Genomic DNA, 24,568 nt, shown 5'->3' on the forward strand with positions numbered 1-24,568 from the left:
GAGACTGTACATAACAATTACTTTTAGTCGCCTATAAAAATTTATAGGGGGCTATTTTTATGCTAAAGACAATCCGTTAGTATAAGGGTGGGCAATGCAGTGAAAAGAGTTCAAAAAAGGACTTAGATGAACTAACATTGGGAGATGTTTGATAAGTTCATGACTTTTAAGAAAACTGAAGCACACTTGCACCTAGGACCTTATCAGAATACTATATCCACTTTGATTATCTAAAATGTTTTCTTGTGAAGATATGACTAATGAAGAACAACCAGCTCATCAGCTAGTTGTGTTTTTTTACGCTTAAAACCTCCGATTGTCACCCACGAGAACCGTCCCCATGGTCTACCTTATTAGTTTAGTGCTCCCGCAATGGCTATCAGACTACGAATATACCGGAATGCAGTGAGGAAGTCATCTGTTTCGAAGGAGTGGGTTGTTGAGTTCACTCTTGCGACAATTGGCAGAATTCCGGCGGCATCGGCCAAGCCTGGGTGTAGATAAGTGACTTCGACCTGGAAGGGGCCATCCATTTTGATAGGATGAATATTATGAAGACTCGAAAGGGCTTCAATTGTTTTTTCTTTGATCAGGCATTGCGCTTTCTGTGGGCTTAAATTTTTGGCCGTTTGCCGATTAATGGTGTGTTTAACAACAGCTGTTTTAATTCCTTGAATGAAATCCGTTGCTTCTTCGACTGCGTACTGACATCCCGTAACAAGGGCAACTGGCACTCGGAATACCCCGGCAATTCCTGCATTCAGCGCAATTTCACCCATATCAAGGTTATTGATTTTTATATTTCGAATAACTCCTCCATGAAAAGTATGATTCAAAATACCGTCGTTTCCCATCCTGGAGTGATAGCCTACAAATAAAGCTGCATCGAACTCCGGACTAATCCCTTCCATCATCGCAAGTGTCTTCGGGGAACCAGTGATATACTCTGCATCAGGGTGCATCGCTTCGGGGATCAGATTACGCATCGTTCCATGGGAATCATTCACAACAATTTCCGTAGCTCCCACTGACATGGCGCCTTCAATACATGCATTTACCTCTTGAGTCATCAGCATTCTAGCCCGATCGTGTTCCCGCCCATCCCGTGCGGTATGCTCACGATGAACCACTCCAGCTACTCCCTCAATGTCCGCAGAAATAAAAATTTTCACACTTATTACCCCCTATTAAAACCTATTTATTAATTATTCTATATCACTATTGCATTTTCCTTTTAAAAAAATAGGTTGAAATAGGTTAAATTATATAATATGATTAACGAAAGATTCTGAAAAAACAGAAAAGAGGTGCAAAGTTTTGTTTCCATCAAAACTAGTAGATGTATATCGTGGTGGAAGGGTAGAAAGCTCCCATTTCGGACACATAGCTGTCGTTAATTTGGAAGGTAAATTGTTATATTCGCTTGGGGATCCTAATCGGTTAACCTATGCTCGGTCTTCTGTGAAGCCTTTACAAACAATTCCGGTTGTGGAAACAGGGGCTGCAGACTTCTATGAGCTGTCTGAATCAGACATTTCGTTATGTTGCGCTTCACACAGTGGAGAGGCCCAGCATACTGATCGAGTACTGGCTATTCTTGGACGAGCAGGAATTGAAGACACAGCTTTACAATGTGGAACCCATATTCCACATTCGCAGGATACATATAAGAAATTGATGGCAGAGGGTAAGGATCTCACCTCTTTATATAGCAATTGCTCTGGTAAGCATACAGGCATGCTGGTGACAGCTAAACACATGGGAGAAACGCTTGTAGATTACTATCTGCCCAGCCATCCGGTTCAACAAAGAATTTTGAAAACGATTTCAGAAGTGGCGGAATATCCAATTGATAAAATTCAAATGGGAACAGATGGCTGTGGAGTTCCAGTGCATGCCCTGCCGTTAGAGCGGTTTGCCTATGCCTTTGCTAGAATGGCCCGCCCTGATTCCATGGGAGAAGAAAGAGCCAAGGCTGCGAATCGAATAACAACTGCCATGATGAATTATCCCGAGATGGTAGGTGGAACTGGCCGTTTCTGTACCGACTTTATGAATGCGACTAAAGGCCGTTTATTTGGCAAAGCAGGAGCAGAAGGTGTCTACCTGATCGGGGATAGGGAAACGGGAATCGGCATCGCAATCAAGATAGAGGACGGAAATGGTCGAGCAGCCTATCCTGTCGCTCTAGAGACCTTGAGACAACTTAATTTCATCAATGAAGAGCAGCTCAACAAAGTTATGCATCATTACCGCCCTGTTCTTAAGAATGCCCGCCAAGAAAATGTGGGTGAAATGGTACCATCCTTTTCGTTACACAAGTGCTAAGACACTTTTGTATATAAAAATGATCAAGGGGGAAATAAAATGGTAAAAAGAAAATACCTGACCGCCGTTCTTACTGGATTCATGGCCATAAGCCTTGCGCTTGCAGGCTGCTCCAGTCAGTCTGGTTCGTCGGAAAAGAGCCAGAAAGCGAAAACAGAGACAAAGCAAGAAGAACAACCGCTTGCCAAAAAAGACGGAAACAGCCTTACGATTGCCATCAAAGATAACCTCGTAAGCATGGATCCGCAGGACACGAACGATACGTTGTCCGGTTCTGTCCAAGCTACGATGTACGAAGGCTTGGTTGGGTTCGACAAAGATATGAAGATGGTTCCTGTTTTGGCGGAAAGCTATGAAGCTAGCGATGATGCAAAAGTATTTACCTTCAAATTGAAGCAGGGAATCAAGTTCCACGATGGTACCCCATTTAATGCGGAAGCAGTGAAGGTAAACATCGACCGCGTAGCTAATCCAGATAATAAATTAAAAAGACACAGCATGTTTTCACTAGTTGACAAAACAGAGGCTGTAGATGAGTACACCTTTAGAGTCACGTTAAAGGAACCGTTTGGAGCCATGCTGAATAACTTTGCCCATCCTGCGGCAAGAATCATTAGTCCCGAGGCTTTGAAGGAATATGGGAAAGAGGTATCCACGCATCCTGTTGGAACTGGCCCGTTCAAATTTGTAGAGTGGGATCCAAGCGACCATTTGACTGTTGAAAAGAACCCGGACTACTGGGAAAAGGATTTGCCGAAGGTAGATAGCATCAAGTTTAAGCCTGTACCGGAAAACGGAGCGCGCGTAGCGATGTTACAAACAGGGGAAGCCGATTTTATTTATCCGGTTCCTACCGAACAGGTGGAAGCCATCAATGGAAAAGACGGTATAATCGTAGAAAATAAACCTTCTATTGTAGCACGTTATATGACCATGAACGCGACAAAGAAACCTTTCAATGATGTTAAAGTACGTCAAGCAATAAACTATGCGATTAATAAAGAAGCGTTCCTAAAGGTTGTGTACCGTGGATTTGGAAGCGAAATGGATTCAATCATTCCGGCCGGACTCCAGTTCTATTCTAAACAAAAAACATACCAATATGATCTGGAAAAGGCAAAGAAACTGTTGAAAGAAGCAGGCTATGAAAAAGGTTTTACAACTACCATATGGGGTGCAAACAACTCAGATGCGATGAAGGCAATGGAATTTTTACAACAGCAATTGGGGCAAGTTGGCATTAAAGTAGAAGTAGTTCCTATGGAAGCAGGTACACTTTCGGAAAAAATTTGGTCCGTTCAGGATGCGAAAGATGCCGGAGTCGAGCTTTACTATGGTGGCTGGTCTTCATCCACGGGGGATGCAGATTGGGGAATTCGTCCGTTACTTGCCGGAGATTCAATCCCACCAAAATCCTATAATGTTGGCTATTACCAAAATGAAAAGGCAGATCAGTTAATTAACGCTGCTTTACAAACAGCAGATCCAGAAAAACGCCAAGCAGCTTACGCTGACGTTCAGAAAATGATTTGGGACGATGCACCTTGGGCACCTCTGATTGTCGAAGACACAATCGCAGGGAAAAAGAATTACCTGGAAGGCATTTACTTACTGCCTGACGGTTCTCTGAGTGCGAAAGAAGCAGAAATAAAAAAGTAGGGAAATAGTGGGCGGTCGCTAATTAATTTGTTAGTGATCGCCCTATCTTGAATACAGGCAGGATAAGGAGGGTGGATATGTTTCGTTATATCTTAAAGCGTTTATTGGGCATCGTTCCTATTCTATTAATTGTTTCTATTTTTATTTTCATGTTTGTCCATATGATTCCCGGGGACCCTGCACGGCTTGTAGCTGGTCCGGATGCAGGTCAAAAGGATGTAGAGCTTGTCCGTCAACAGCTTGGTCTGGATAAACCGCTCACGACGCAGTATTTCACTTACATAGGCAATCTATTACAAGGTGATTTGGGCATATCGATGAAAACCAAAAGACCTGTATATGATGAGATTGCCGAAAGATTTATGCCAACTTTTTGGCTGACGGTTTGGAGTATGGCCTGGGCAGTCGTTTTCGGGCTTTTAATTGGCGTTATCTCGGCAACAAAACGGAATAAATGGCAGGATTACGCGGGTATGTTTGGTGCTGTATCAGGTATTTCTTTACCGTCCTTTTGGCTGGGTTTAATGCTAATACAACTATTTTCCGTTAAGCTGGGCTGGTTCCCAACAGGTGGCAGTGATACTTGGAAATCGTATATATTGCCGTCCATCACCTTAGGAGCTGGAGTAGCTGCCGTCATTGCTCGCTTTGCGCGTTCTTCCTTGATGGAAATTTTAAAGGAAGACTATATTCGAACGGGAAGAGCCAAAGGTTTGAAGGAGAATGTAGTGGTGTGGAGACACGCCTTAAAAAACGCAATGATTCCCGTCATTACCATGACAGGATTGCAGTTTGGATTTCTATTAGGAGGATCCATCGTGGTAGAGACGGTATTTAGTTGGCCTGGATTGGGACGGTTACTGATTGATTCTGTATCATTCCGCGACTACCCATTGATCCAGGCAGAAATGTTACTCTTTGCTTTAGAATTCATTTTGATAAATTTACTTGTGGATATCCTGTATGGGGTTATGAATCCGCAAATTCGTTATAAGTAGTGAAAGGGGGAATGGAAATTGGCAAATAGCGGTGTAGTTATTCAACAAAATGAACAAGTGCCGCAGCGGGATGTAGATAAGGTACGCACCCCGTTTTTGGAGTTTTGCAGGAAGTTTAAAAAACAGCGTTTGGCCATGGTTGCAGGGGGGGTTATTGTTTTATTGTTTCTAATTGCCCTTATAGGTCCAGCTATTGCTCCTTATTCTTCAATAGAACCGGACTACGATAATATTTTAAGTCCCCCCTCGATGGAACACTTGGCAGGTACGGATGCTTTCGGCAGAGATATTTTCAGCAGGATTCTCGAAGGAACGAGGATTTCCCTCTTTGTTGGCTTAACTTCCGTTTTAGTAGGTGCTATTGCCGGAACCATACTTGGTCTTATCAGCGGTTACTATGGAAAATGGATAGACAGCCTCATCATGCGATTTTGTGATGTATTATTCGCCTTCCCGGGAATTCTGTTAGCGATTGGCATTATTGCAATTTTAGGGCCGGGACTGGGAAATGTGATTATTGCCGTAGCGATTTTTAGTATTCCGATTTTTGCACGAATTGTACGAAGCAGCACCCTCTCAATCAAAGCTACCGTGTTTGTTGAAGCAGCACAGTCCATTGGAGCAGCTCCTCGACGTATCATTTGGAAGCATATTTTTCCCGGAACGGTGTCTAGCATCATTGTTTATTTTACGATGCGGATTGGAACTTCAATTTTAACGGCGGCAAGCCTTAGCTTTCTAGGATTGGGTGCCCAGCCTCCTTCACCCGAGTGGGGGGCGATGCTCAGCTCCGGCCGGGACTTTTTGAATACAGCTCCGCATGTCACCATCTTTCCTGGACTCGCCATTTTCATTACTGTACTTGCCTTCAATCTGCTGGGTGACGGTTTGCGGGATGCCCTCGATCCGAAGATAAAAGATTAATAGACAGGGAGCGATCATATGAACAACAAACTATTGGAAATATCCAATTTAAAAACCTATTTTTTCTCAGACAAAGGTCATGTACCTGCTGTTAATGGGGTTGATCTGTATATTAACAAAGGTGAGACACTCGGAGTCGTAGGTGAATCAGGCTGCGGAAAGAGTGTCACGTCTCTTTCCATCATGCGTCTACTCACAGATACCCCTGGAAAAGTAGTTGACGGCTCGATTTTATTCGAAGGAAGAGATCTGTTATCTCTTTCGGAAAATGAGATTAGAGAGGTACGCGGGAACGAAATTGCGATGATCTTCCAAGAACCGATGACCTCCTTGAACCCGGTATATAAAATCGGTCAGCAGATTGGCGAGGCTGTACAGCTTCATTTAAAGTATGACAAGAAACAGGCTAGGGAACACGTAATCAAGATGCTGAAACTAGTGGGAATCCCTCGAGCCGAAGAGATTATTGACGAATTTCCTTATCAATTGTCGGGTGGTATGAGGCAAAGAATTATGATTGCTATGGCGATGTCCTGTGACCCGACACTATTAATCGCAGATGAACCGACTACAGCTCTTGATGTGACCATTCAGGCCCAAATCCTAGAATTAATGAAGAAACTAAAAGAGGAGAAAGGGACGGCTATTATGTTAATTACGCATGATTTGGGGGTTGTGGCAGAAATGTGCGATCGTGTTGTGGTTATGTATGCCGGAAAGGTTGTAGAGGAAGCCGAAGTGTTGGAAATTTTCGAAAACCCAAAACATCCTTATACCAAAGGGTTGCTTAACTCCGTTCCAAAGCTGGGCCGGAAAACAAATCGGCTTGAATCCATTCCCGGCAACGTTCCTACACCCGCGAATATGCCGCAGGGGTGTAAATTTGCTCCGCGCTGTTCACAAGTAATGGACATTTGTAAGGTACAAGATCCCAATCTTCTACAAATCGCGGACGGGCATCAATGTCGGTGCTTCCTATATCAAAGCGAATTGGCAAGGGAGGCGTAATAAATGGCAGAGTTATTAGTAGAATCTAAAGGGTTAAAGAAATACTTTCCAATTAACAAAGGATTGTTCGGCCAAAATAAATCATATGTCCGGGCTGTTGACGGGGTTTCTCTATCCATTCGAAAAGGAGAAACGCTAGGGTTAGTTGGGGAAAGCGGGTGCGGGAAGTCTACAACAGGGCGCATGATGATGCGACTGTTGGCACCCACAGAAGGGGAAATTTGGTTTAACGGCCAAGATATCAGCAAGTTAAACGACAAACAGTTGCGTGAAGTTAGGAAAGACTTCCAGATGATTTTTCAGGATCCATATGCCTCCCTCAATCCTCGGATGACGGTTGGCGAAATTATTGCAGAGCCTTTAATTGTGCATAACATGATGGGAAAAAAAGAGCGGGAAAAACGGGTTCACGAATTATTAGAATGTGTCGGCCTTACCCATTATCACGCAAACCGTTATGCCCATGAATTTAGCGGAGGGCAGCGACAACGAATCGGCATTGCAAGGGCGCTTTCGGTAAATCCAAAGCTGATTGTAGCGGATGAACCTGTTTCTGCCTTAGACGTTTCGATACAATCTCAGGTATTAAATCTCATGCAGGATTTACAAAAAGAACTAGGGCTGACTTATCTGTTTATTTCACACGATTTGAGTGTGGTGGAGCATATTAGTGATCGTGTAGGTGTTATGTATTTAGGTAAAATTGTGGAAATATCCCAGAAGGAATCTCTGTATGAAAATCCCTTACATCCCTACACGCAGGCATTAATGTCCGCCGTTCCTATAGCCAATCCGCGTATGAAGAGAGAACGAATTATTCTAGAAGGAGACATTCCGAGCCCTTCGAATCCTCCAACAGGGTGTACGTTTCATCCCCGTTGCCGGTCTTGTATGGAGATTTGTAAAACAACAGTTCCTGAACTAAAAGAGATTGAACCGGGTCATTATGCCGCATGTCATTTGTATGTATAATATAATGATGGTTGGTTTCTTTAAAGTAAGGAGTGAAAGACTCAATGGTTGATAAGGTAGTAACGATTATTTCAATTCAGGATGAATATTTGTCGACGGTCTCAAAACAGATGACAGAGATTGCCGGTGATTTAATAAAGGTTCGTCCCATTTCCATAAAAAACTTAGCGAGGGAGACGATATCGGAAGGTGATATCGTTTTATTAAGTGCCAACTTCATTCTACCGCTTGTTCGCCCTTTCTTGCCAACAGGGGTAAGGTGCATTGAAGCTAAACGTGGGTTGAATTTTGTAAACATAAAAAAGCTGCTTTTTGCTCCTCAAGGACAGAATATTTTAGTTGTAAATGATACAAAGCATACTACGGAGGAAACAATCCAAGCGCTTCGGGAAACTGTATTTGAGCATAATTATTACGCATATGCTCCAGATACCCCGATCCCCGAGCAGATCGATTACATCATTACCCCGGGAGAGATGCAGATCGTTCCGGAGGGGAACATGAAAGTAATCAATATTGGCTATCGTGTTCTTGCTCTTGAAACCGTTTTCGAAATATTTGAGGCGTTGGAATTAGATTGTCAGCTATTCTTCCTGGCCAATCGCTATATGAAATCCCTTGTTGCATTATCTATAGGAAATCATGCTCATAAAATGGGCTCTACTATAAGTAAATGGATGGAGTATAAGGGTGGAAAAACTGCAAAGTATTTCTTTGATGACATTATTGCTCATAGTCAAGCAATGAACGATGTTTTAAAGATTGCCAGAAAACTTGCTAAGACAGGTGATCCTGTCCATATATTTGGAGAAACGGGGACGGGCAAGAGGATGCTTGCACAGGCGATGCATAACGATTCTTCCGTAAAGATGGGGCCCTATCTCAATATCAATTGCGCCGCGCGATCTTCAGACATGCTGGAAAGGGAATTGTTTGGAACAGAATCGGGTGGACAGACTTTTCCAGGATTGTTCGAATTGGCTAATGGAGGAACCTTGTGTATTGAAGAGATTGATGAGTTACCTGTTTCCTTGCAAGGGAGACTCCTGCAAGTGCTTGAAGAAGGTCAAGTTATTAGGATAAATGGGCAAACGCCTATTCCTATTCAGGCAAGAATTATTTCGACTAGCGATACCGATCTCTCGTTGTTGGTGGATGAAGGGAAATTCCGCAGGGATTTATTTTATTATCTAGCTGCCTTAACATGCAAAGTTCCGTCTTTATCAGAGCGTAAGGAAGATTTTGAGCTCCTTATACAAACGTATCTACAGACCCATTTGCATAGAGGTGATTTGGTTATTCCGTCTGACATGATTAAGCTTCTCCGGCAATATTCTTGGCCAGGGAATGTAATAGAGTTGTTTAATGCGCTCTCGTATATGGCCTGCTTGGACGAAAAAGAGATAACTTTAGAATTATTGCCCTTCTATATGAAGGGTAGGCTTCAAAAAGCAGCTGTATATTCTATACCGCAAGAAATGGATGAAAGTGAACTAAATGAATTGTTTATGAGTATTGAAGAGCACGGTTTCTTAGAAGAAAGTCTGGCGATTCTAGAAGTTTATGATGAAGGGAAGAAACAGCATACCTCTTATGGACGTGCTATGGTACAGAAAAGGCTTGAGGAAAAAGATATTAGCCTTTCCGAACAGCAGTTAAGAACACGATTGGATGCCCTCAACCAATTAGAGTTGTTGAATGTACGTCAAGGACGTTCAGGAACAACTATTTCGAGAAAAGGAGAGTTGTTCCTTCAAACGCTTCGAATGAAAAATAAATTGTCCAAAGCTTAACAAGCGAGAAAGAATTATTGGTGGTGTAAATGATGAATAGAGAACGGATTCGCGACCTTGGTATAAGCATTGGAAGATATGAAACTGGAACGTATAATGCGATTACGGATATTTCTGGAGTTATGGTTGGGCATACCACCCTTTCCTATAAGAGTGCGGGGGACCGAATGATTCAAACCGGAGTAACAGCCATACTTCCGCATTCGGGTAGTTTGTTTCAAGAAAAGGTAATGGGAAGTTCTCATGTAATCAATGGATTTGGCAAGACTGTGGGGACCATTCAACTGAAGGAACTTGGAGTAATAGAAAGTCCCATTCTTTTAACCAATACACTTTCAGTTCCTGCGGTCATGGAGGGTACCATTCGCTATCTCCTCGACCAAAATCCCCAAATTGGTGATACAACTGGTACTGTAAATGTAATCGTTGGGGAATGCAATGATGGCTATCTCAACGATATTCGGGGATTACATGTCAAACCGGAACATGCCTATCAAGCGATTCAATTTGCCAAATCCGGAAAAGTGGAGGAAGGTTGTGTCGGGGCAGGAACCGGAATGTCTTGTCTAGGTTTCAAGGGAGGCATTGGAACAAGCTCGAGAATTGCTCCCTTTGGGGAACAGTCCTATACCATTGGTGCGCTGGTGGTTAGTAATTTTGGCGAGGAGAAGGATTTACGCATTCCTGCGGGCGGCAGGTTACACCGTGTAGGAGAAGAAGAAAAAATGCCCGATGGATCAATCATGATTATTCTTGCAACAGATGCACCACTCAATGAGAGACAACTAGGCCGGTTAGCTAAACGAGCTACATTCGGACTTAGCCGAACTGGTTCTTACGCAGCACACGGAAGTGGTGATATCGTCATCTCGTTCTCTACGGCGCATCGGGTCCCTCATGAACCGGATCGAGGAACTATCCCTTATTCATTTATGAGGGAAGACGGAAAATGGATTTCCCAACTGTTTGAGATGACTGTTGAGGCTGTGGAAGAAGCGATTTGGAATTCAATTTGCATGGCGACCACTACTGAAGGAAATAAGGGAAGAGTTAGAGAGGCGATTCCTTATGATATTTTGTTGGAATCCACTCGTAAAGGAGGCATTTTGACATGATTTCGGCTTATTTTAATGGGAAATTTGTTGAACCAAATGAGTCGGTTATCCCTATCGATGAAAGAGGTCATCAGTTTGGTGATGGTGTGTATGAGGTTATTCGAATTTATGAGGGCAAACCCTTCATGATGGATGAGCATCTGGAACGATTGTATCAAAGCGCTGAAGCCATCAAATTAAGGATTGAACCTAATCGGGAGCATTTCAAAAACGCCATGATAGAGATGATTCAAAGAAGTGGTTTAACGAGCCTCGACCTATATGTGCAGGTGACGAGAGGAATGGCACCGAGAAATCATCTATTCCCGGAATGCCCTGTATCAGTTTCGATGACTGCTAAGCCATTTCGAAGCATTCAAGTTGGGGATAAAGGGGCGAGTGTTCTTTTGCATCCTGATGAGCGTTGGGAAAACTGCTACATTAAATCATTGAACCTGCTGCCTAACATTCTGGCCAAGCAATCTGCGTATGAAAAAGGCTACTTGGAAGCAATTCTTGTGCGAGATGGCAAAGTGACTGAAGGAACAAGTTCAAACGTATATATCGTAAAAGATTCCTCTATCATCACAACTCCACTCTCCAAACATATTTTGTCCGGTATTACAAGAATGGCAGTGAAAAACTTGGCTGAGCATCTCAGTATTCCATTTGTAGAAAAACAGTTTACGCCGGATGAAATGATCCGAGCTGATGAGGTATTTATTACAAGTACAACATTAGAAATCACACCAATCATTTGTGTAGACAACAATCAAATCAATGATGGTACACCAGGTTCAGTTACAAAGGCATTGAAGGAACAATTTAAGAAGATTATATAAATAGCTTAATTTCTACAAGGGAAATTAAAAATATCAAAAGAATGGACAGTAGGTAATTGAACCGTCATTTACTAAACTGTCCATTCACCTTTTTATCATCTGGTATGTAAGGTTAGATTAAGGTAATTGCTATAAGGCCTTTGGGTCAAAGTCTACCAAGATTTAATAAAAACACCTTCATTTAGTTTAATATTTCCCCCACTTAAATCAATGTTCCCTAATTTGCCGTCTCTACTGCTCGATCAGTGAATCGGTGGCCTATAAATTCTGAAGTCATGGTGGACATTAATTGCCCACATATTTGGAGGATCCAGTTTAGTTGACAATATTGTGCCAATGAACGGAAAGCAAGTAAACCAAGGTTCTTATAAGAAATTAGAGAATACATGGAGATGTATAAAACGGGGTCAGTCCCCCGACAAATTAACGCGTCAATGATCCGGGGGACTGACCCCGATGTCCAGACAATGTTTTTAATTTTTTACTTATCTCGATGTACTGAGCAATAAAAACGTTACAAATCATTATCCTATCATCCAAGAAAAATTCTTTATCTCCGTCCCCAAAATTAGCGGTGGTACTTTTATAATCTTCATATTCCATGATTAAATCATTGCTGGCATACATTAAATTTTGACCTATTTTGTCCAATATTTCATTAAAGATTTTATCTGTATCACGATATGATTTTTTATTTCATCATCATCTTCATTATTGAATTCGTCCTTCAAAATATTATTATTACTCTCTGAGTCTAAATAATATATTATTCTAAAAATTAATGGCGAATATAATTTTTGAAGACATTCCTTCAAGTATTTCTCTTCTTCCCTTTTTTGGGTTAATCGGTGTGAAACCACTTGTGCTGTTGATGCAGCTCCGAATGCCCCAATGATAGAAAACGTAGTTGTCCAGTTGATTGGCATTGGGTTAACGCTCCTTATTACATAAATCAATCTATTCAACCATAATTTTACAAGATACCAACTGAAAAAGAAATTAAAATAATCAATTTGTTTTCACTCATCTTCTTTGATAAGGAGTGATACTCCATGAAAAAACATTAAAGCTTTGCCGTAATCTTGGCTATAATAAAATAACCCGTAATTGTCGGAACATCAACCAGAAGCAGGGTTGTGGGGGTAAATGAATTTTCCTAGTTGAAAAGATTATTGCAAAACTTCCTTCCAAATAAGGTGAATTTTTTGTTAACATTGTGAAGAGTTTCACTTAAACTAATGGGTGCGTTGATCCAAGCAGGATTAGGACTTCTTTTAGTTGAATCTTAGTGAAGTAACAAAGCAGGTTACTAAAAGGGTATTTTTCTCAATAATTTATTTATCCTTTTTGTAGATAGTTATAGGGTTCTCCATGCAGCATCGTGGCAAATATAAAATAATATAGGATAGAGACCAATGTACTTATTATTGTATGATTTTGTACTTTATATTTGCAAAATACAGATGAATGCAATATTGCAATATATCAATAATTAATACTTGATCTGTAATTTTAGACTAACTATTTTATCTACGATGTAATCCTCTATTTAGAGCTTATATAACATATTAATATAAATAATAATCTCTTATTATTCCAATATCTTTCATTAATTGATAAAATTATACAAAGCGAATATAAGGGGAAAAATTTATGGATAATCAAACATACCAATTTCTAGGTAGATTTTTTTTAAAGTACGTAGATACTGATTCGTTTAAAAATAAAGTTAATAATGAACTTAATTATAATCCTCCAGAATTTAGTGTCGAAAAAGCTTATGAGGATATATCTGGAAACGCTATTAGTGATAAGCTTAAGCTCGATAAGATTCTCTTTGAAAATATTTTGTATAGTGACTTAAAAAATGTTTTTATAGAGAATTTTGATTTTAATCCTAGTCTTGACGCTGCCGTTTTTAGAAGTAGAATGGAATCATTTATTGAGCGTGTCAACTTTGGAAAGTTAACTAATAACCTAGAAAGATTCATGAGTCCGGATGGGTTCTTACTAATGGAAAGTATATCAACTTCTAAGTTAGGCACTTTCTTTCTAGCTGGCTTTGATTATGTAGCAAATGAAGATGGTAAAGTAAAATCAATCCGTATGTTATTTGCTAATGTTGTTCCTTTAACAAGTTCCCCTAATGTAGGATATTTTCTAGCTGGTCTTGAGATTGATTTAGAAAATAAAGTAGGTCTGGTTTTGCTTAAGAATATATCTAGTGATATAGACGATGAGGTAGAGGAAGATGAGGAAGCCAAATGGGAAAAATCAATTATAAAATTTTTTAACAAGGTTAGAAGCTTAGTATATCCAATACTTGGCGTAAGAACTTCCATTAGTTATAAAAATGATAGAAAAGCAATGTTTAAAATGTGTAAAGAGTTAGAGGCAGATTTACTAATAGAGTCTAGAGATGAAATGTCCCGAAGACTTGGAGATGATGAAGGTGATGTACCAGCTTCTGTGGATACATTACTTTTAAAATTGCTCCCAAGTTCAGTAGTACCTGATAGAGAGCAACGTGACAAGTTAATTAAAAGGTTTCAAGCGCTACTTCTAGGAACATACATAAATACTGTTACGGATGATGATGGTTTAATAGAAATTGCTAAAGAAAGAGGTCTGGTAGGGTTTGCCACAAATATATCTTTTAGATCTGGTAACGCATCTAAAGGAGCAACAGGTACCTCAATAAAGGATAAACCTATTGCAGGTGAAATAATGTTCCATAGCTTATACACAGACTTTAACGATTCCTTAGAGCTCCCACAATGGTCTGTCTCTTGGTTCGCGGATTACGAACAAACAAATCCTACAGATATAGAAGTTATACCTACAACAATTAGGTCAACCAAAAACTACCTTTTACTCACTTTTAAAAATAGAAACTATTTAAGTAAGGGATTGATAAAACATGTCGTTAATTACATTCTTAGATATCGCAACCAAGAAACTTAATATAACAGAATACAGAGTTTTAGAGAAGGTATTAAATATTATCCAGCAAACTGGTGATAGATTTAACGAAAATAAATTTAAAGAAGTTATTAAAGGCGATTTGGATTTATTTATTATTAATGAACTAATAAAACACGAGATATTAATAAAAAGTCTACTCTGTGAATGCACAACTAATGATATTAGTGCTTATATTAGTCACGAGGATAAGTCCTGCCCAATCTGTAGTAAGTCTGTATTAGATAACAATCACGAATTAATAGACTATTATGCAATAAAGGAAAAATCAAAGATAGAAAAATTATTAAATGATTTATCATTAAAGGAATATGTTATCGGTTTTACAATGGGTAATCTTACTGATTTAATTAAGAGAAAGGAGTCTATAGTACCTTTTATTGGGTCTGGGGTTTCTATTCCATTAGACTTACCTTCTTGGGGTTCAATGATAAGAGACCTTAAAGATAATATGGAAGAAATGTTTCGACCTGCTTTTTTAAGATATATTGACACAGGAAATTATTTAAAGGCTCTTACATACCTCAAAGAGAATTCGCTCTTGGATACAAACCAAATTAAAGAAAAAATTTATGAGGAATTTGAAAAAACACCAAAAGACATTTTGTACAGAGAGGACAGCAACTATCCGGATTTATATAAATTAGAACCACCATTCTATATAACAACAAACTATGATAATTTTCTAACTGATTATATAAGCAAGGTGGAAAAAAGTGTAACTGTACCTTACACCTGGAAAGATATTATTAATACACAAAATTTAATATCCGAAAATAAAAAAAGAGTGTTTCATATTCATGGTCATATTCAAAAACAAGATACAATGATTGTAACGGATGAAGACTATATTGAGTTGTATGATCAAACAAATCTTAAGGATAAGTTATTAGGAATTATGGGGTCAAATCATTTATTATTTATTGGATTTTCTTTTAACGATGAATTCTTTAAAAAGTTGTATATGGATATAATATCTTCTATTAAAGGTATCCATTACGTTATTCTTCCAAATATATCACTAGAAAATGCTAAAAAAATTAGTGCTGAAGCTCCAGGTTTAAGAATTATAGGAATAAATGTACAAAAAGATGAAAAAGGTAAATATATTGTGCAGGACTATGTAAGAGGTGTAAGAACTATCATCAATAGATTAATAATTCAAGAATAATAATGCAGTAAAAAAATAGTAAGATTATGGTAATAAAGGTGTCCTAAAAGTTAAGGGACACTTTTTTTATTTCGCTCGCCAGGATGGGATATTGGTATTTCATCTCCAATTTAGTCAGGAATAAAGTGGTATATTACCTGAAAACAACCACTCAATCAGTTTTCCAGTGGGGTCAGTATTTACTTTCATCAAAAATGTTTGAAAAAGCGTAAAATAATGGTGGCTCTAAGTTAACAAGTGTGATTTTCTAAGAGAAATGCCTCATGTATGTTGATAAACCCACCAACATCCATTGTTTTGTCAATTACAGTTCCACATGTGGAATAGGGAACATCTGATTGTATGTCACCTGAGCTAGTATGAAGTATGTTATTTAATCGAAGAGAAATATAATGCATATAGTTTTTAAAGTAGGGTAGGGGTTAATCTGAGAAAGTACAATCTTAAGGTAATATTTTTTTTGTGGAGATACATACTTGTAGGAATTAATTAGAAAATATTATATTTATTTAATTTGTACTAGTCATTAATTTAATTAAGAGGCGTTTATCAAGATATTCCGTTTTCTAAGTTCAATCATTAAATCTCATCATTTTAACATGGGAAAAATTCGGTGCCGAGTTTGGTGCCCATTTGAAAAAATTTAATGATACTACACGATACTCTAAATTAAAGAAACCTTAGTCTAAAGCACTTTATGGGACTTTGTGATACTAGATATTACATAGGGTATAGAACTTCAAAACTGCTTGAGACCTGCGTGCCAGGTCTGGTGGGTTCGATTCCCACACAGTCCCGCCAATTTGATGCTAATAATACATATTGAACCGCACGGTGAATTTTTTACTCGTGCGGTTTTTACATTTACTGATTAAAAATGCTCTTTGCTTGTGGAACATTTAGAAGGAACAAGAATTTGAATTTACCATTACCACAAGTTAAGAACGAATATGAAGTTTATCTATCTTTCTATATAATGTTCGAATGCTTATCCCTAAGTCCTTTGCTGCCATTTGCTTTCCGATATAGCTATTACCGTAGTGCTTAAGTTTTCGAATAATTACTTCTTTTTCGGCTTCACAAAGTCCAGTTTCGACTTTAAGATTGCTAAGTTGCTTAGTCAAAAGATATGAGGGGAGTGAATTTTCGGTCAATTTGGTTTCAATTTCTATATTCATACTATACTCAATCACATTTTCAAGCTCGCGTAAATTTCCCGGCCAGTTATATAAAGATAGCAGCTTCATGTACTCTTCAGTACAGGTTGAGATATACTTCCCTGTTCGTTCTTGTAATTTTTCGATAAAGTGTTCTACTAATAAATCTAAATCCTCCATTCGATCTCTTAATGATGGAATAGTGATTGGAATGACATTCAGACGGTAAAAAAGGTCGGGACGAAATAATTTGTCATTCATTAATTCTTCGAAAGACTGATTCGTTGCGGCAATAAGACGAACCTTCACTTTTCTCGAAGTTGTACCCCCAACTCGCTGGATAATTCCGTCTTGCAGTACTTTTAATAATTTTGGTTGTAAATTAATTGGTAGATCAGCAATCTCATCTAAAAATAATGTTCCATTATCCGCTAGTTCGAAGTATCCAGGTTTTCCTTTTCTTCTCGCATTCGTAAAAGCTCCCTCTTCATAGCCGAATAATTCACTTTCAAATAAACTTTCCGGAATGGAAGCACAGTTTAATTCGATGAATGGCCCCTTATTTACCGCACTTGTACTATGAATATATTCTGCCAACAAACTTTTTCCAGTACCCGTTTCCCCTGTAATTAATACGGAGGAAGAACTATTTTTTATACTCTTAATTAAGCTATGTATTTGTAAAAATGACTTGCTATTGCCAAATATATAGGTTGGATTTATTTGGCCGGTTACATCCTTTACTGTGAAATCATCAATATCTCGTAGGATAGATATAATAATTTCTTTCAAGCGAGAGAGCCATTCGATGTAATATTCTTTATTTTCAATCAATATTTTCTCGTTTCCTTCAGTGAAACTTACAAATGATAAATAGCCGTATTTTTTCCCATTGATAATCATGTCCTGTAAAAGCTCGGCTTTTGATGGGCAATTATTGATAAAATGACATCCCTCACACATTTGCATCTTCCCGGGTTGATGTAGAAAAGTAATATGGTGCCCGTACAATGTATTGAAGAACAGAGCATGCGCCTTCCTACCTTTTCGACGAACATATTCCTCTGTTGCGGCAATTAGTTTTCCATCGGGATTGAAATAAGCGATATCGATATGAAGGAGCTTGGAAAAAGATTGGATAACTTTTGCAATCGAATTTATTAATACCAATTCAGAATCACTCCCACTATAGACCTTTATATTTGAATGAGTCACTTTAATTTTATTGTATAATTCCGAATAGTCAATCATTAATATTGCAATATTTGTCATCTATGGCAAATTTGTGTCATTTATGTCACATGATTGAGAGAGAGTTAGAACAATTAAATGCAGGAGAACTTTAATTTCTGTGTTTTCTGTTAAATCGCAATATTGGCACAATAATTGCATTTAATAGATTGTAAGATAAAAAAGGAGGGAAAGTATTCATGTTAGATTTAAATAGCAAAGATAGTATCAATGTAGGCATCGAATTGAACTACCAAAAATTATTAGGAATAAAAGATAAAGTCGTTGCCATTACAGGTGCTGCTTCCGGAATTGGCTTAGCAACTGCTGAATTGTTTGCTGAGGCAGGAGCTAAAGTAGCGATGATAGACATAAATGAAGAGAAAGGAACAGCTGTCGCAAATTCGATGAATGACAAAGGTTGGGAAGCCGGATTTTTCAAATGTGATGTCACTTCATCAATTGAATGTGAATCAGCAGCAAATCAAATCGAAAAAGACTTTGGGAAAATCGATGTTTTATTTAATAATGCAGGTGTTATTCGCAGGAAAACAGTTGTTGACCACACAGAAGAAGATTGGGATTTAGTTCTTAATGTTTCTTTAAAAGGAGCCTTTCTATTATCAAAGTATGTAATTCCGATAATGGCTAAAAATGGTGGAGGAAATATTATCAACACTGGCTCTGGCTGGGGATTAAAAGGAGGAGATGCAGCAGCCTCATACTGCGCTGCGAAAGCGGGTGTAGTCAATTTAACGAAAGCAATGGCAATCGATCATGGAAAACATAATATTCGTGTCAATTGCATCTGCCCTGGTGACACAGATACACCTTTATTAAGAGATGAAGCAAAGCAATTGCAGCATGAGGAAGAGTCATTCCTTGCTTCTTCAGCAGTAGGGAGACCGCTAGAAAGGATTGGAACGCCTCAAGATATTGCAAAAAGTGTGTTGTTTCTTGCAAGTGATATGTCATCTTGGGTTACAGGTACCGTTTTAACAGTGGATGGCGGCGGATTAGCTTAATACTAGATTGGAGGAGAAAAAGTGATGAATAAACAAAATAAAGCAGCACATCCATATATACCGAATACAGTTCCAGAAGTACAAGCGGAAATGTTAAGAGAAATTGGTGCACAAACGATTGATGAACTTTTTGATGGAATACCGGAAGAATTGCATTATAAGAAAGAGATGAATATACCAGGGGCATTATCAGAGTACGAGCTTAGAAGATATATTGAAGGGATTTTAGAGAAAAACATAAATACGAAAGAATATTTAAACTTTTTGGGAGCGGGTTGTTGGAATCATTATGTCCCGGCAGCTTGCGATGAAATTAACCAGCGTGCAGAATTTTTAACTGCCTATGCTGGTGACCCCTATGAAGACCATGGCAGATATCAAGCACTGTTTGAGTATCAAAGCTTGATGGCAGAATTGGTAGATATGGATGTTGTCAATGTTCCAACATTTGATTGGGCACAGGCAGCTGCAACCTCGATACGGATGGCAAGCCGCATTACTGGTCGAAAAGAGGTGCTATTGCCGAAAACAATCTCACCTGATCGGTTGAAAGTAATCAAAAATTATTGCTCACCATATATCGAATGCATTCTGGTTGACTATGAAGAGGATTCTGGACAAATAAATATGAGAGATCTAGAAGATAAGATATCAGCGAATACTGCTGCTGTTTATTTTGAAAATCCATCCTATTTAGGTTTTATTGAAACGCAAGGCCAAAAGATTACTAAACTAGCAAAAAGTTATGATGCGATTACAATTGTCGGAGTTGATCCAAGTTCCTTGGGTGTATTTGCTCCTCCAAGCCAATATGGTGCTGAAATCGTCTGTGGAGATTTGCAGCCGCTTGGCATGCATATGAATTATGGCGGTGGTCAGTCAGGATTTATCGCAACTAATGATGATTTAACTTTTATACAAGAATATCCTTCTCGATTATTTGGGATTGCACCTACGGTTGTTGAGGGAGAGTACGGTTTCGGAGATGTATTCTATGACCGAACATCATTTGCTCAAAGGGAGAAAGGAAAAGAATCTGTAGGAACACAAACCGCTCTATGGGGGATTACAGCAGGAGTATATTTATCCTTGTTAGGTCCAAATGGGATGTACGAGCTAGGTAAGTCCATCATGCAAAAGTCGCAATATGCGATGGGGCAGCTAGGTAACCTTCCAAACGTAGTGGCATCTCGGTTTGAATCAACCAACTTTAAAGAGTTCGTAGTAGACTTTTCGCATACAGGCAGAACAGTCAAGGAAATTAATAAATATTTATTAGACAACGGAATTTTTGGAGGGAAGGATTTATCTGAAGAGTTCCCTGAATTAGGCCAATGTTCATTATTTTGCATAACAGAAATTCATTCAAAGGAAGATATCGATCGATTAGTCAGTACGATTCAGCAATGCTTGGATTCAATCGGTAGTGAAGAAGGGAATGGTGTACATGCAAAAAATTAATCGAGATCATAGAGTAAGGAATTATCATCAAGCTAAATGGGATGAGCCGATTATTTTTGAACTCCATAACAGCGGTGAACGAGGAGTAACTCTCCCAAGTGTGGAAGAAGAAATTGCAAATCATGTAGGTGATGGTATCTCCGCAATTCCATTAGAAATGGTTAGAAAAAAGGCGCCTAATTTACCTGAAATTTCTCAAAATAGAGTGCTCCGTCATTATTTACGACTATCGCAAGAAACATTAGGCGCAGCCTTTAACGTTGAAATTGGCCAAGGGACTTGTACGATGAAATATTCGCCGAAAATTAACGAAGCATTTGCCTCTTCGCCGAAAATGGCAGAGCTTCACCCGTTGCAGGATGAAAGTACAGTACAAGGAATACTTGAAGTTATGTACAAATTAGATTTGTGCATGAGAGAAATTTCAGGTATGGACTACTTTACATTTCAGCCAGGCAGCGGAACACAATCATTATTTACGATGGCTTCCATTGTTCGTGCGTACCATGAAGCGAACGGTGAGGGAGAACAAAGGGATGAAATCATTACAACTAGCTTTTCACATCCTTCGGCAGCGGCAACTGCAGCAGTTAAAGGGTATAAAATTATTACATTACAGCCGGATGAAAATGGCTTCCCGGATATTGAGGAGTTAAAGGCGGTCGTTTCCGAAAAAACAGCAGGGTTTGTTGTGGCTAATCCTGAAGATACAGGAATCTATAACCCACGTATTAAAGAGTTTACAAAAATCATCCACGATGCAGGCGGGATTTGCTATTATGACCAAGCGAATGCAAACGGGTTACTAGGGATTACAAGAGCGAAAGAGGCAGGGTTTGATATGTGCTTCTTTAACCTTCATAAAACATTTTCAACACCACATGCATGCGGCGGTCCTGCAACTGGAGCCCTGGGCGTCTTAAATAAACTAAAGGAGTTCATGCCGGGTCCGATCGTTGAAAAACTTAATGAGAAATATATATTGAATGATACATTGAAACATAGTGTCGGAAAAGTACGGTCATTCCAAGGCGTCCCTCAAACAGTGCTGCGTGCCTACGCATGGGTAAGAGCCCTCGGTGCTGAAGGTCTAAAAGATGTAGCAAAAGTTGCTGTGTTAAATAACAACTATTTATACCACAAAATATTAAATATTCGCGGTGCTGGCGCTCCATATATTAATGGAAAAAGGCTTGAGCAAGTTCGGTATAGCTGGGAGCAGCTAACGAAAGATACCGGTGTGACGACAGATGATGTCTCCCGTCGTATGGCTGACTTTGCCCATCATTATTGGTCTAGCCATCATCCATTTATAGTACCTGAACCATTTACACTAGAACCAACTGAGTCATACTCTAAATCTGATTTAGATGAATACATTGCTTCATTAACGCAAATATCAAACGAAGCTTATACAAATCCTGAAATTGTGAAAAATGCCCCGCATAATAGTTCGATACATCGCGTCGATGAACAAGATTACTTTGAGAATCCAGAAAAATGGGCAATTACATGGCGTTCCTATTTGAAAAAAACAATGAAAACACAAGAGATAAATTCTTAAAATAAGCCCATCAGTGAGGAGAATTTCTCACTGATGGCATTTGAATATATAAATCCGTGGGAAGTGACGAAATGAAGAAAAGGTTTAGAAGAATAACCCTCCTTATTCTATCAGTATGTCTCTTTATTTTTGTATCTGCATGTGGAAAAGAATCTGCGGGAACTACAAATGAACCAAAAGAAAAGGAATTGCTAGTAGGAACAGATGCGGTCACTCCTCCATTCGTGTTTATGGATAAGGGAGAAATTGTCGGGTTTGATGTAGATCTTATACGTGCAATAGTAGATGAAGCAGGCTATAAAAGTAAAGTTGAAAATGTCGGTTGGGACCCATTATTTACCTTAGTTAAAAAAGGGGAAATAGATATCGGGATGACCTCAATTACGATTACTGATGACAGAAAACAGACATATGATTTTGCTGATCCGTATTTCGAATCAAAACTGATGATTTTAGCAAAAGAAGGCACTGATATTAAAAGTGCATTGGATATAAAAGGGAAGAAAGTAGGCGTACAAAATGCAACAACAGGCCAATTTGCAATCGAAAAGATAGTGGGTGAGAATGATCCTTCCATATTTAAGTATGAAACACTTGGGGTAGCCTTCATGGCATTAAAAAACGGGGATATTGAAGCAGTGATTACCGACAATACGGTAGCAAATGAATATATAAAAAATAATCCGAAGGATAAATTTGTAGCTATTTCTGACGAAGTGAACTTTGAGCCAGAATACTATGGAGTTTTATTTAAAAAAGGTAATAAGTTTGTTGATGATTTTAATGTGGCTTTAAAAATAGTCATTAATAATGGGACATACACCAAAATTTACGAAAAATGGTTTGGTGTTTCTCCTGATTTAGAAGTAATAAAAGGACTATCAACAGTAGAACAGTAGTTCAGGAAGAGGGAAATCAGTGACTAACTAATAACCTGTGTAGAAATACATTGAAAAAGCATTAGGATGGAGTGGGTGATATGGATTTTCGCATCGATATTATTATCGACTATTTACCTTTTTTAATGAAAGGGCTAATTTTAACCATTGGCTTATCAATAGGCGGGATTATCATTGGGAGTGTGTTAGGTTTTTTCATTGCACTTGGAAAAATGTCAAATGTTAAATTGGTACGGCTCCCATTTATTTGGTATATTAATTTTTTTCGTGGAACTCCGCTATTAGTTCAACTCTTTCTTATTCACTTTGGGGTAACACCACTTTTCATGTCCCCAGCAAGTACCATAGTATCTGCGTTAACCGCTTTAGCGTTAAACGCTGCGGCATATGTTGCTGAAATCTTTCGCGCCGGCATTCAATCCATTGATAAAGGACAAGTAGAAGCTGCTCGTTCTCTTGGAATGAGTAAATCCCAGTCTATGGGGTATGTTATTTTTCCCCAAGCTTTTAAACGGATGATCCCTCCATTAGGAAATGAATTTATTACTTTGTTAAAAGACTCATCACTAGCAGCGATTATTGCCGCACCTGAATTAATGTATTGGGGCAGAGCTGCATCAGGGCAATATTTCCGCGTATGGGAACCTTATTTGACTGTAGCGTTTACGTACTTGTTATTAACGCTTTCTATAACGTATTTATTAAATAATGTTGAAAGGAGGCTGTCTAACACATGATTAAAGTGAAAAATCTAAAGAAAAAATTTGGTAATTTAGAAGTTTTAAAGGAAATCAATATTCAAATTAACGAAAAAGAAGTTGTTGTTGTGATTGGCCCTTCTGGTTCTGGAAAATCAACTTTCTTACGCTGTTTAAACAATTTGGAAGAAATAACATCAGGAGATGTTTTTATTAATGATATAAACCTTTCTGATCATAAGGTAAATATTAATGAGATTCGAGCAAACGTAGGCATGGTTTTCCAGCAATTTAATTTATTCCCTCATAAAACCGTTTTAGAAAATATCACTTTAGCCCCTATGAAGGTTCGTAAGAAAACGAAACAAGAGGCTGAAGAAAAGGCATATAAATTACTTGAAAAAGTAGGGCTTGTAAATAAAGCAGATGCTTACCCAGATTCATTGTCGGGAGGGCAAAAACAAAGAATTGCGATTGCCAGAGCATTAGCAATGGATCCGAAAATCATGTTGTTCGATGAACCGACCTCAGCCTTAGACCCTGAAATGGTTGGCGAAGTTTTATCAGTTATGAAGGACTTAGCAAATGAAGGAATGACGATGGTCGTCGTTACACATGAAATGGGTTTTGCAAGAGAAGTTGGTGATCGAGTAGTTTTCATGGATGAAGGCTATATCATTGAGGAAGCCTCTCCTGTAACTTTATTTACTTCTCCTAAACATGAACGGACGACTGCGTTTCTTTCGAAAGTTTTATAAAAAGA

The 24,568-nt window shown here is 38.8% G+C and carries 21 protein-coding genes; 18 read left to right on the plus strand and 3 right to left on the minus strand.

The features are described from left to right. Nucleotides 1-353 precede the first annotated feature (353 nt). Nucleotides 354-1,172 (minus strand): M55 family metallopeptidase, encoded by an 819-nt coding sequence (locus ACY3XC_RS09905; protein ID WP_464868365.1) that lies wholly within the window; start codon nt 1,170-1,172, stop codon nt 354-356. Nucleotides 1,173-1,317: 145 nt separating this feature from the next. Here ACY3XC_RS09905 and ACY3XC_RS09910 point away from each other — a divergent pair, with 145 nt between their 5' ends. The 10 genes from ACY3XC_RS09910 (at nt 1,318) to ACY3XC_RS09955 (ending at nt 12,056) form a co-directional block, all read left to right on the plus strand. Next, on the plus strand, nt 1,318-2,328 hold the full coding sequence (locus ACY3XC_RS09910; RefSeq protein WP_464868366.1) for an asparaginase: 1,011 nt from the start codon (nt 1,318-1,320) through the stop codon (nt 2,326-2,328). A 39-nt stretch (nt 2,329-2,367) separates the two neighbouring features. Next, entirely contained in the window at nt 2,368-3,987 is a 1,620-nt protein-coding gene (locus ACY3XC_RS09915; RefSeq protein ID WP_464868367.1) for a glutathione ABC transporter substrate-binding protein, read from the plus strand. Nucleotides 3,988-4,064: 77 nt separating this feature from the next. Further along, the gene (gene gsiC / locus ACY3XC_RS09920) at nt 4,065-4,985 is read left to right on the plus strand and encodes a glutathione ABC transporter permease GsiC (protein WP_464868368.1); all 921 of its coding nucleotides are present in this window, start codon (nt 4,065-4,067) and stop codon (nt 4,983-4,985) included. 57 nt (nt 4,986-5,042) lie between these two features. Further along, nucleotides 5,043-5,909 carry an ABC transporter permease subunit gene (locus tag ACY3XC_RS09925; protein ID WP_464868448.1) on the plus strand — a complete coding sequence of 289 codons (867 nt, stop codon included), beginning with the start codon at nt 5,043-5,045 and terminating at the stop codon, nt 5,907-5,909. 18 nt (nt 5,910-5,927) lie between these two features. Continuing rightward, a complete protein-coding gene (locus ACY3XC_RS09930) occupies nt 5,928-6,917 on the plus strand; it encodes an ABC transporter ATP-binding protein (protein ID WP_464868369.1) in 990 nt (329 codons plus the stop codon). A gap of 3 nt (nt 6,918-6,920) precedes the next feature. Beyond that, entirely contained in the window at nt 6,921-7,889 is a 969-nt protein-coding gene (locus ACY3XC_RS09935; protein WP_464868370.1) for an ABC transporter ATP-binding protein, read from the plus strand. Between the two features lie 44 nt (nt 7,890-7,933). Further along, nucleotides 7,934-9,682, plus strand: a complete 1,749-nt coding sequence (locus ACY3XC_RS09940) for a sigma 54-interacting transcriptional regulator (RefSeq protein ID WP_464868371.1) — start codon at nt 7,934-7,936, stop codon at nt 9,680-9,682. Nucleotides 9,683-9,714: 32 nt separating this feature from the next. Beyond that, complete coding sequence (locus tag ACY3XC_RS09945) at nt 9,715-10,797, plus strand: DmpA family aminopeptidase (protein WP_464868449.1); 1,083 nt, start codon at nt 9,715-9,717, stop codon at nt 10,795-10,797. Beyond that, the gene (gene dat / locus ACY3XC_RS09950; protein WP_464868372.1) at nt 10,794-11,618 is read left to right on the plus strand and encodes a D-amino-acid transaminase; all 825 of its coding nucleotides are present in this window, start codon (nt 10,794-10,796) and stop codon (nt 11,616-11,618) included. Before ACY3XC_RS09945 ends, dat begins: the two co-directional genes overlap by 4 nt. Before the next feature lie 297 nt (nt 11,619-11,915). Beyond that, nucleotides 11,916-12,056: a DNA/RNA non-specific endonuclease gene (locus ACY3XC_RS09955; RefSeq protein WP_464868450.1), complete on the plus strand. Its 141-nt coding sequence runs from the start codon at nt 11,916-11,918 to the stop codon at nt 12,054-12,056. Between the two features lie 200 nt (nt 12,057-12,256). On the opposite strand, the gene ACY3XC_RS09960 is transcribed toward ACY3XC_RS09955, so the two are convergent. Next, nucleotides 12,257-12,544: a hypothetical protein gene (locus tag ACY3XC_RS09960; protein ID WP_464868373.1), complete on the minus strand. Its 288-nt coding sequence runs from the start codon at nt 12,542-12,544 to the stop codon at nt 12,257-12,259. 727 nt (nt 12,545-13,271) lie between these two features. Between ACY3XC_RS09960 and ACY3XC_RS09965 the strand changes: the two genes are divergently transcribed. After that, nucleotides 13,272-14,582, plus strand: a complete 1,311-nt coding sequence (locus tag ACY3XC_RS09965; protein ID WP_464868374.1) for a hypothetical protein — start codon at nt 13,272-13,274, stop codon at nt 14,580-14,582. Then, the gene (locus ACY3XC_RS09970; RefSeq protein WP_464868375.1) at nt 14,539-15,771 is read left to right on the plus strand and encodes an SIR2 family protein; all 1,233 of its coding nucleotides are present in this window, start codon (nt 14,539-14,541) and stop codon (nt 15,769-15,771) included. Before ACY3XC_RS09965 ends, ACY3XC_RS09970 begins: the two co-directional genes overlap by 44 nt. A gap of 938 nt (nt 15,772-16,709) precedes the next feature. Here the strand turns inward: ACY3XC_RS09970 and ACY3XC_RS09975 are convergent. Beyond that, nucleotides 16,710-18,098 (minus strand): sigma-54 interaction domain-containing protein, encoded by a 1,389-nt coding sequence (locus ACY3XC_RS09975; protein ID WP_464868376.1) that lies wholly within the window; start codon nt 18,096-18,098, stop codon nt 16,710-16,712. Between the two features lie 260 nt (nt 18,099-18,358). On the opposite strand from ACY3XC_RS09975, the gene ACY3XC_RS09980 reads away from it, so the two are divergent. The 6 genes from ACY3XC_RS09980 to ACY3XC_RS10005 all read left to right on the plus strand — a co-directional run bounded on the left by ACY3XC_RS09980 (nt 18,359) and on the right by ACY3XC_RS10005 (nt 24,563). Then, complete coding sequence (locus tag ACY3XC_RS09980) at nt 18,359-19,183, plus strand: SDR family NAD(P)-dependent oxidoreductase (protein WP_464868377.1); 825 nt, start codon at nt 18,359-18,361, stop codon at nt 19,181-19,183. Nucleotides 19,184-19,207: 24 nt separating this feature from the next. Continuing rightward, entirely contained in the window at nt 19,208-20,644 is a 1,437-nt protein-coding gene (gene gcvPA, locus ACY3XC_RS09985; RefSeq protein ID WP_464868378.1) for an aminomethyl-transferring glycine dehydrogenase subunit GcvPA, read from the plus strand. Further along, nucleotides 20,631-22,208: an aminomethyl-transferring glycine dehydrogenase subunit GcvPB gene (gene gcvPB, locus ACY3XC_RS09990; protein ID WP_464868379.1), complete on the plus strand. Its 1,578-nt coding sequence runs from the start codon at nt 20,631-20,633 to the stop codon at nt 22,206-22,208. Before gcvPA ends, gcvPB begins: the two co-directional genes overlap by 14 nt. A 71-nt stretch (nt 22,209-22,279) precedes the next feature. After that, a complete protein-coding gene (locus ACY3XC_RS09995) occupies nt 22,280-23,107 on the plus strand; it encodes a basic amino acid ABC transporter substrate-binding protein (protein ID WP_464868380.1) in 828 nt (275 codons plus the stop codon). An 80-nt stretch (nt 23,108-23,187) separates the two neighbouring features. Beyond that, nucleotides 23,188-23,844 carry an amino acid ABC transporter permease gene (locus ACY3XC_RS10000; protein ID WP_464868381.1) on the plus strand — a complete coding sequence of 219 codons (657 nt, stop codon included), beginning with the start codon at nt 23,188-23,190 and terminating at the stop codon, nt 23,842-23,844. Further along, entirely contained in the window at nt 23,841-24,563 is a 723-nt protein-coding gene (locus ACY3XC_RS10005) for an amino acid ABC transporter ATP-binding protein (protein WP_464868382.1), read from the plus strand. The genes ACY3XC_RS10000 and ACY3XC_RS10005 overlap by 4 nt, the downstream gene beginning before the upstream one ends. Nucleotides 24,564-24,568: the final 5 nt, after the last annotated feature.

The organism is Bacillus sp. CZDM1, assembly GCF_055502545.1.

Coding starts and splice junctions, on each gene's coding strand:
- ACY3XC_RS09915 (WP_464868367.1), top strand. CDS start 2,368: ATGGTAAAAAGAAAATACCTGACCGCCGTTCTTACTGGATTCATGGCC.
- gsiC (WP_464868368.1), top strand. CDS start 4,065: ATGTTTCGTTATATCTTAAAGCGTTTATTGGGCATCGTTCCTATTCTA.
- ACY3XC_RS09930 (WP_464868369.1), top strand. CDS start 5,928: ATGAACAACAAACTATTGGAAATATCCAATTTAAAAACCTATTTTTTC.
- ACY3XC_RS09935 (WP_464868370.1), top strand. CDS start 6,921: ATGGCAGAGTTATTAGTAGAATCTAAAGGGTTAAAGAAATACTTTCCA.
- ACY3XC_RS09940 (WP_464868371.1), top strand. CDS start 7,934: ATGGTTGATAAGGTAGTAACGATTATTTCAATTCAGGATGAATATTTG.
- ACY3XC_RS09945 (WP_464868449.1), top strand. CDS start 9,715: ATGAATAGAGAACGGATTCGCGACCTTGGTATAAGCATTGGAAGATAT.
- dat (WP_464868372.1), top strand. CDS start 10,794: ATGATTTCGGCTTATTTTAATGGGAAATTTGTTGAACCAAATGAGTCG.
- ACY3XC_RS09960 (WP_464868373.1), bottom strand. CDS start 12,544: ATGCCAATCAACTGGACAACTACGTTTTCTATCATTGGGGCATTCGGA.
- ACY3XC_RS09965 (WP_464868374.1), top strand. CDS start 13,272: ATGGATAATCAAACATACCAATTTCTAGGTAGATTTTTTTTAAAGTAC.
- ACY3XC_RS09970 (WP_464868375.1), top strand. CDS start 14,539: ATGTCGTTAATTACATTCTTAGATATCGCAACCAAGAAACTTAATATA.
- ACY3XC_RS09980 (WP_464868377.1), top strand. CDS start 18,359: ATGTTAGATTTAAATAGCAAAGATAGTATCAATGTAGGCATCGAATTG.
- gcvPA (WP_464868378.1), top strand. CDS start 19,208: ATGAATAAACAAAATAAAGCAGCACATCCATATATACCGAATACAGTT.
- gcvPB (WP_464868379.1), top strand. CDS start 20,631: ATGCAAAAAATTAATCGAGATCATAGAGTAAGGAATTATCATCAAGCT.
- ACY3XC_RS09995 (WP_464868380.1), top strand. CDS start 22,280: ATGAAGAAAAGGTTTAGAAGAATAACCCTCCTTATTCTATCAGTATGT.
- ACY3XC_RS10000 (WP_464868381.1), top strand. CDS start 23,188: ATGGATTTTCGCATCGATATTATTATCGACTATTTACCTTTTTTAATG.
- ACY3XC_RS10005 (WP_464868382.1), top strand. CDS start 23,841: ATGATTAAAGTGAAAAATCTAAAGAAAAAATTTGGTAATTTAGAAGTT.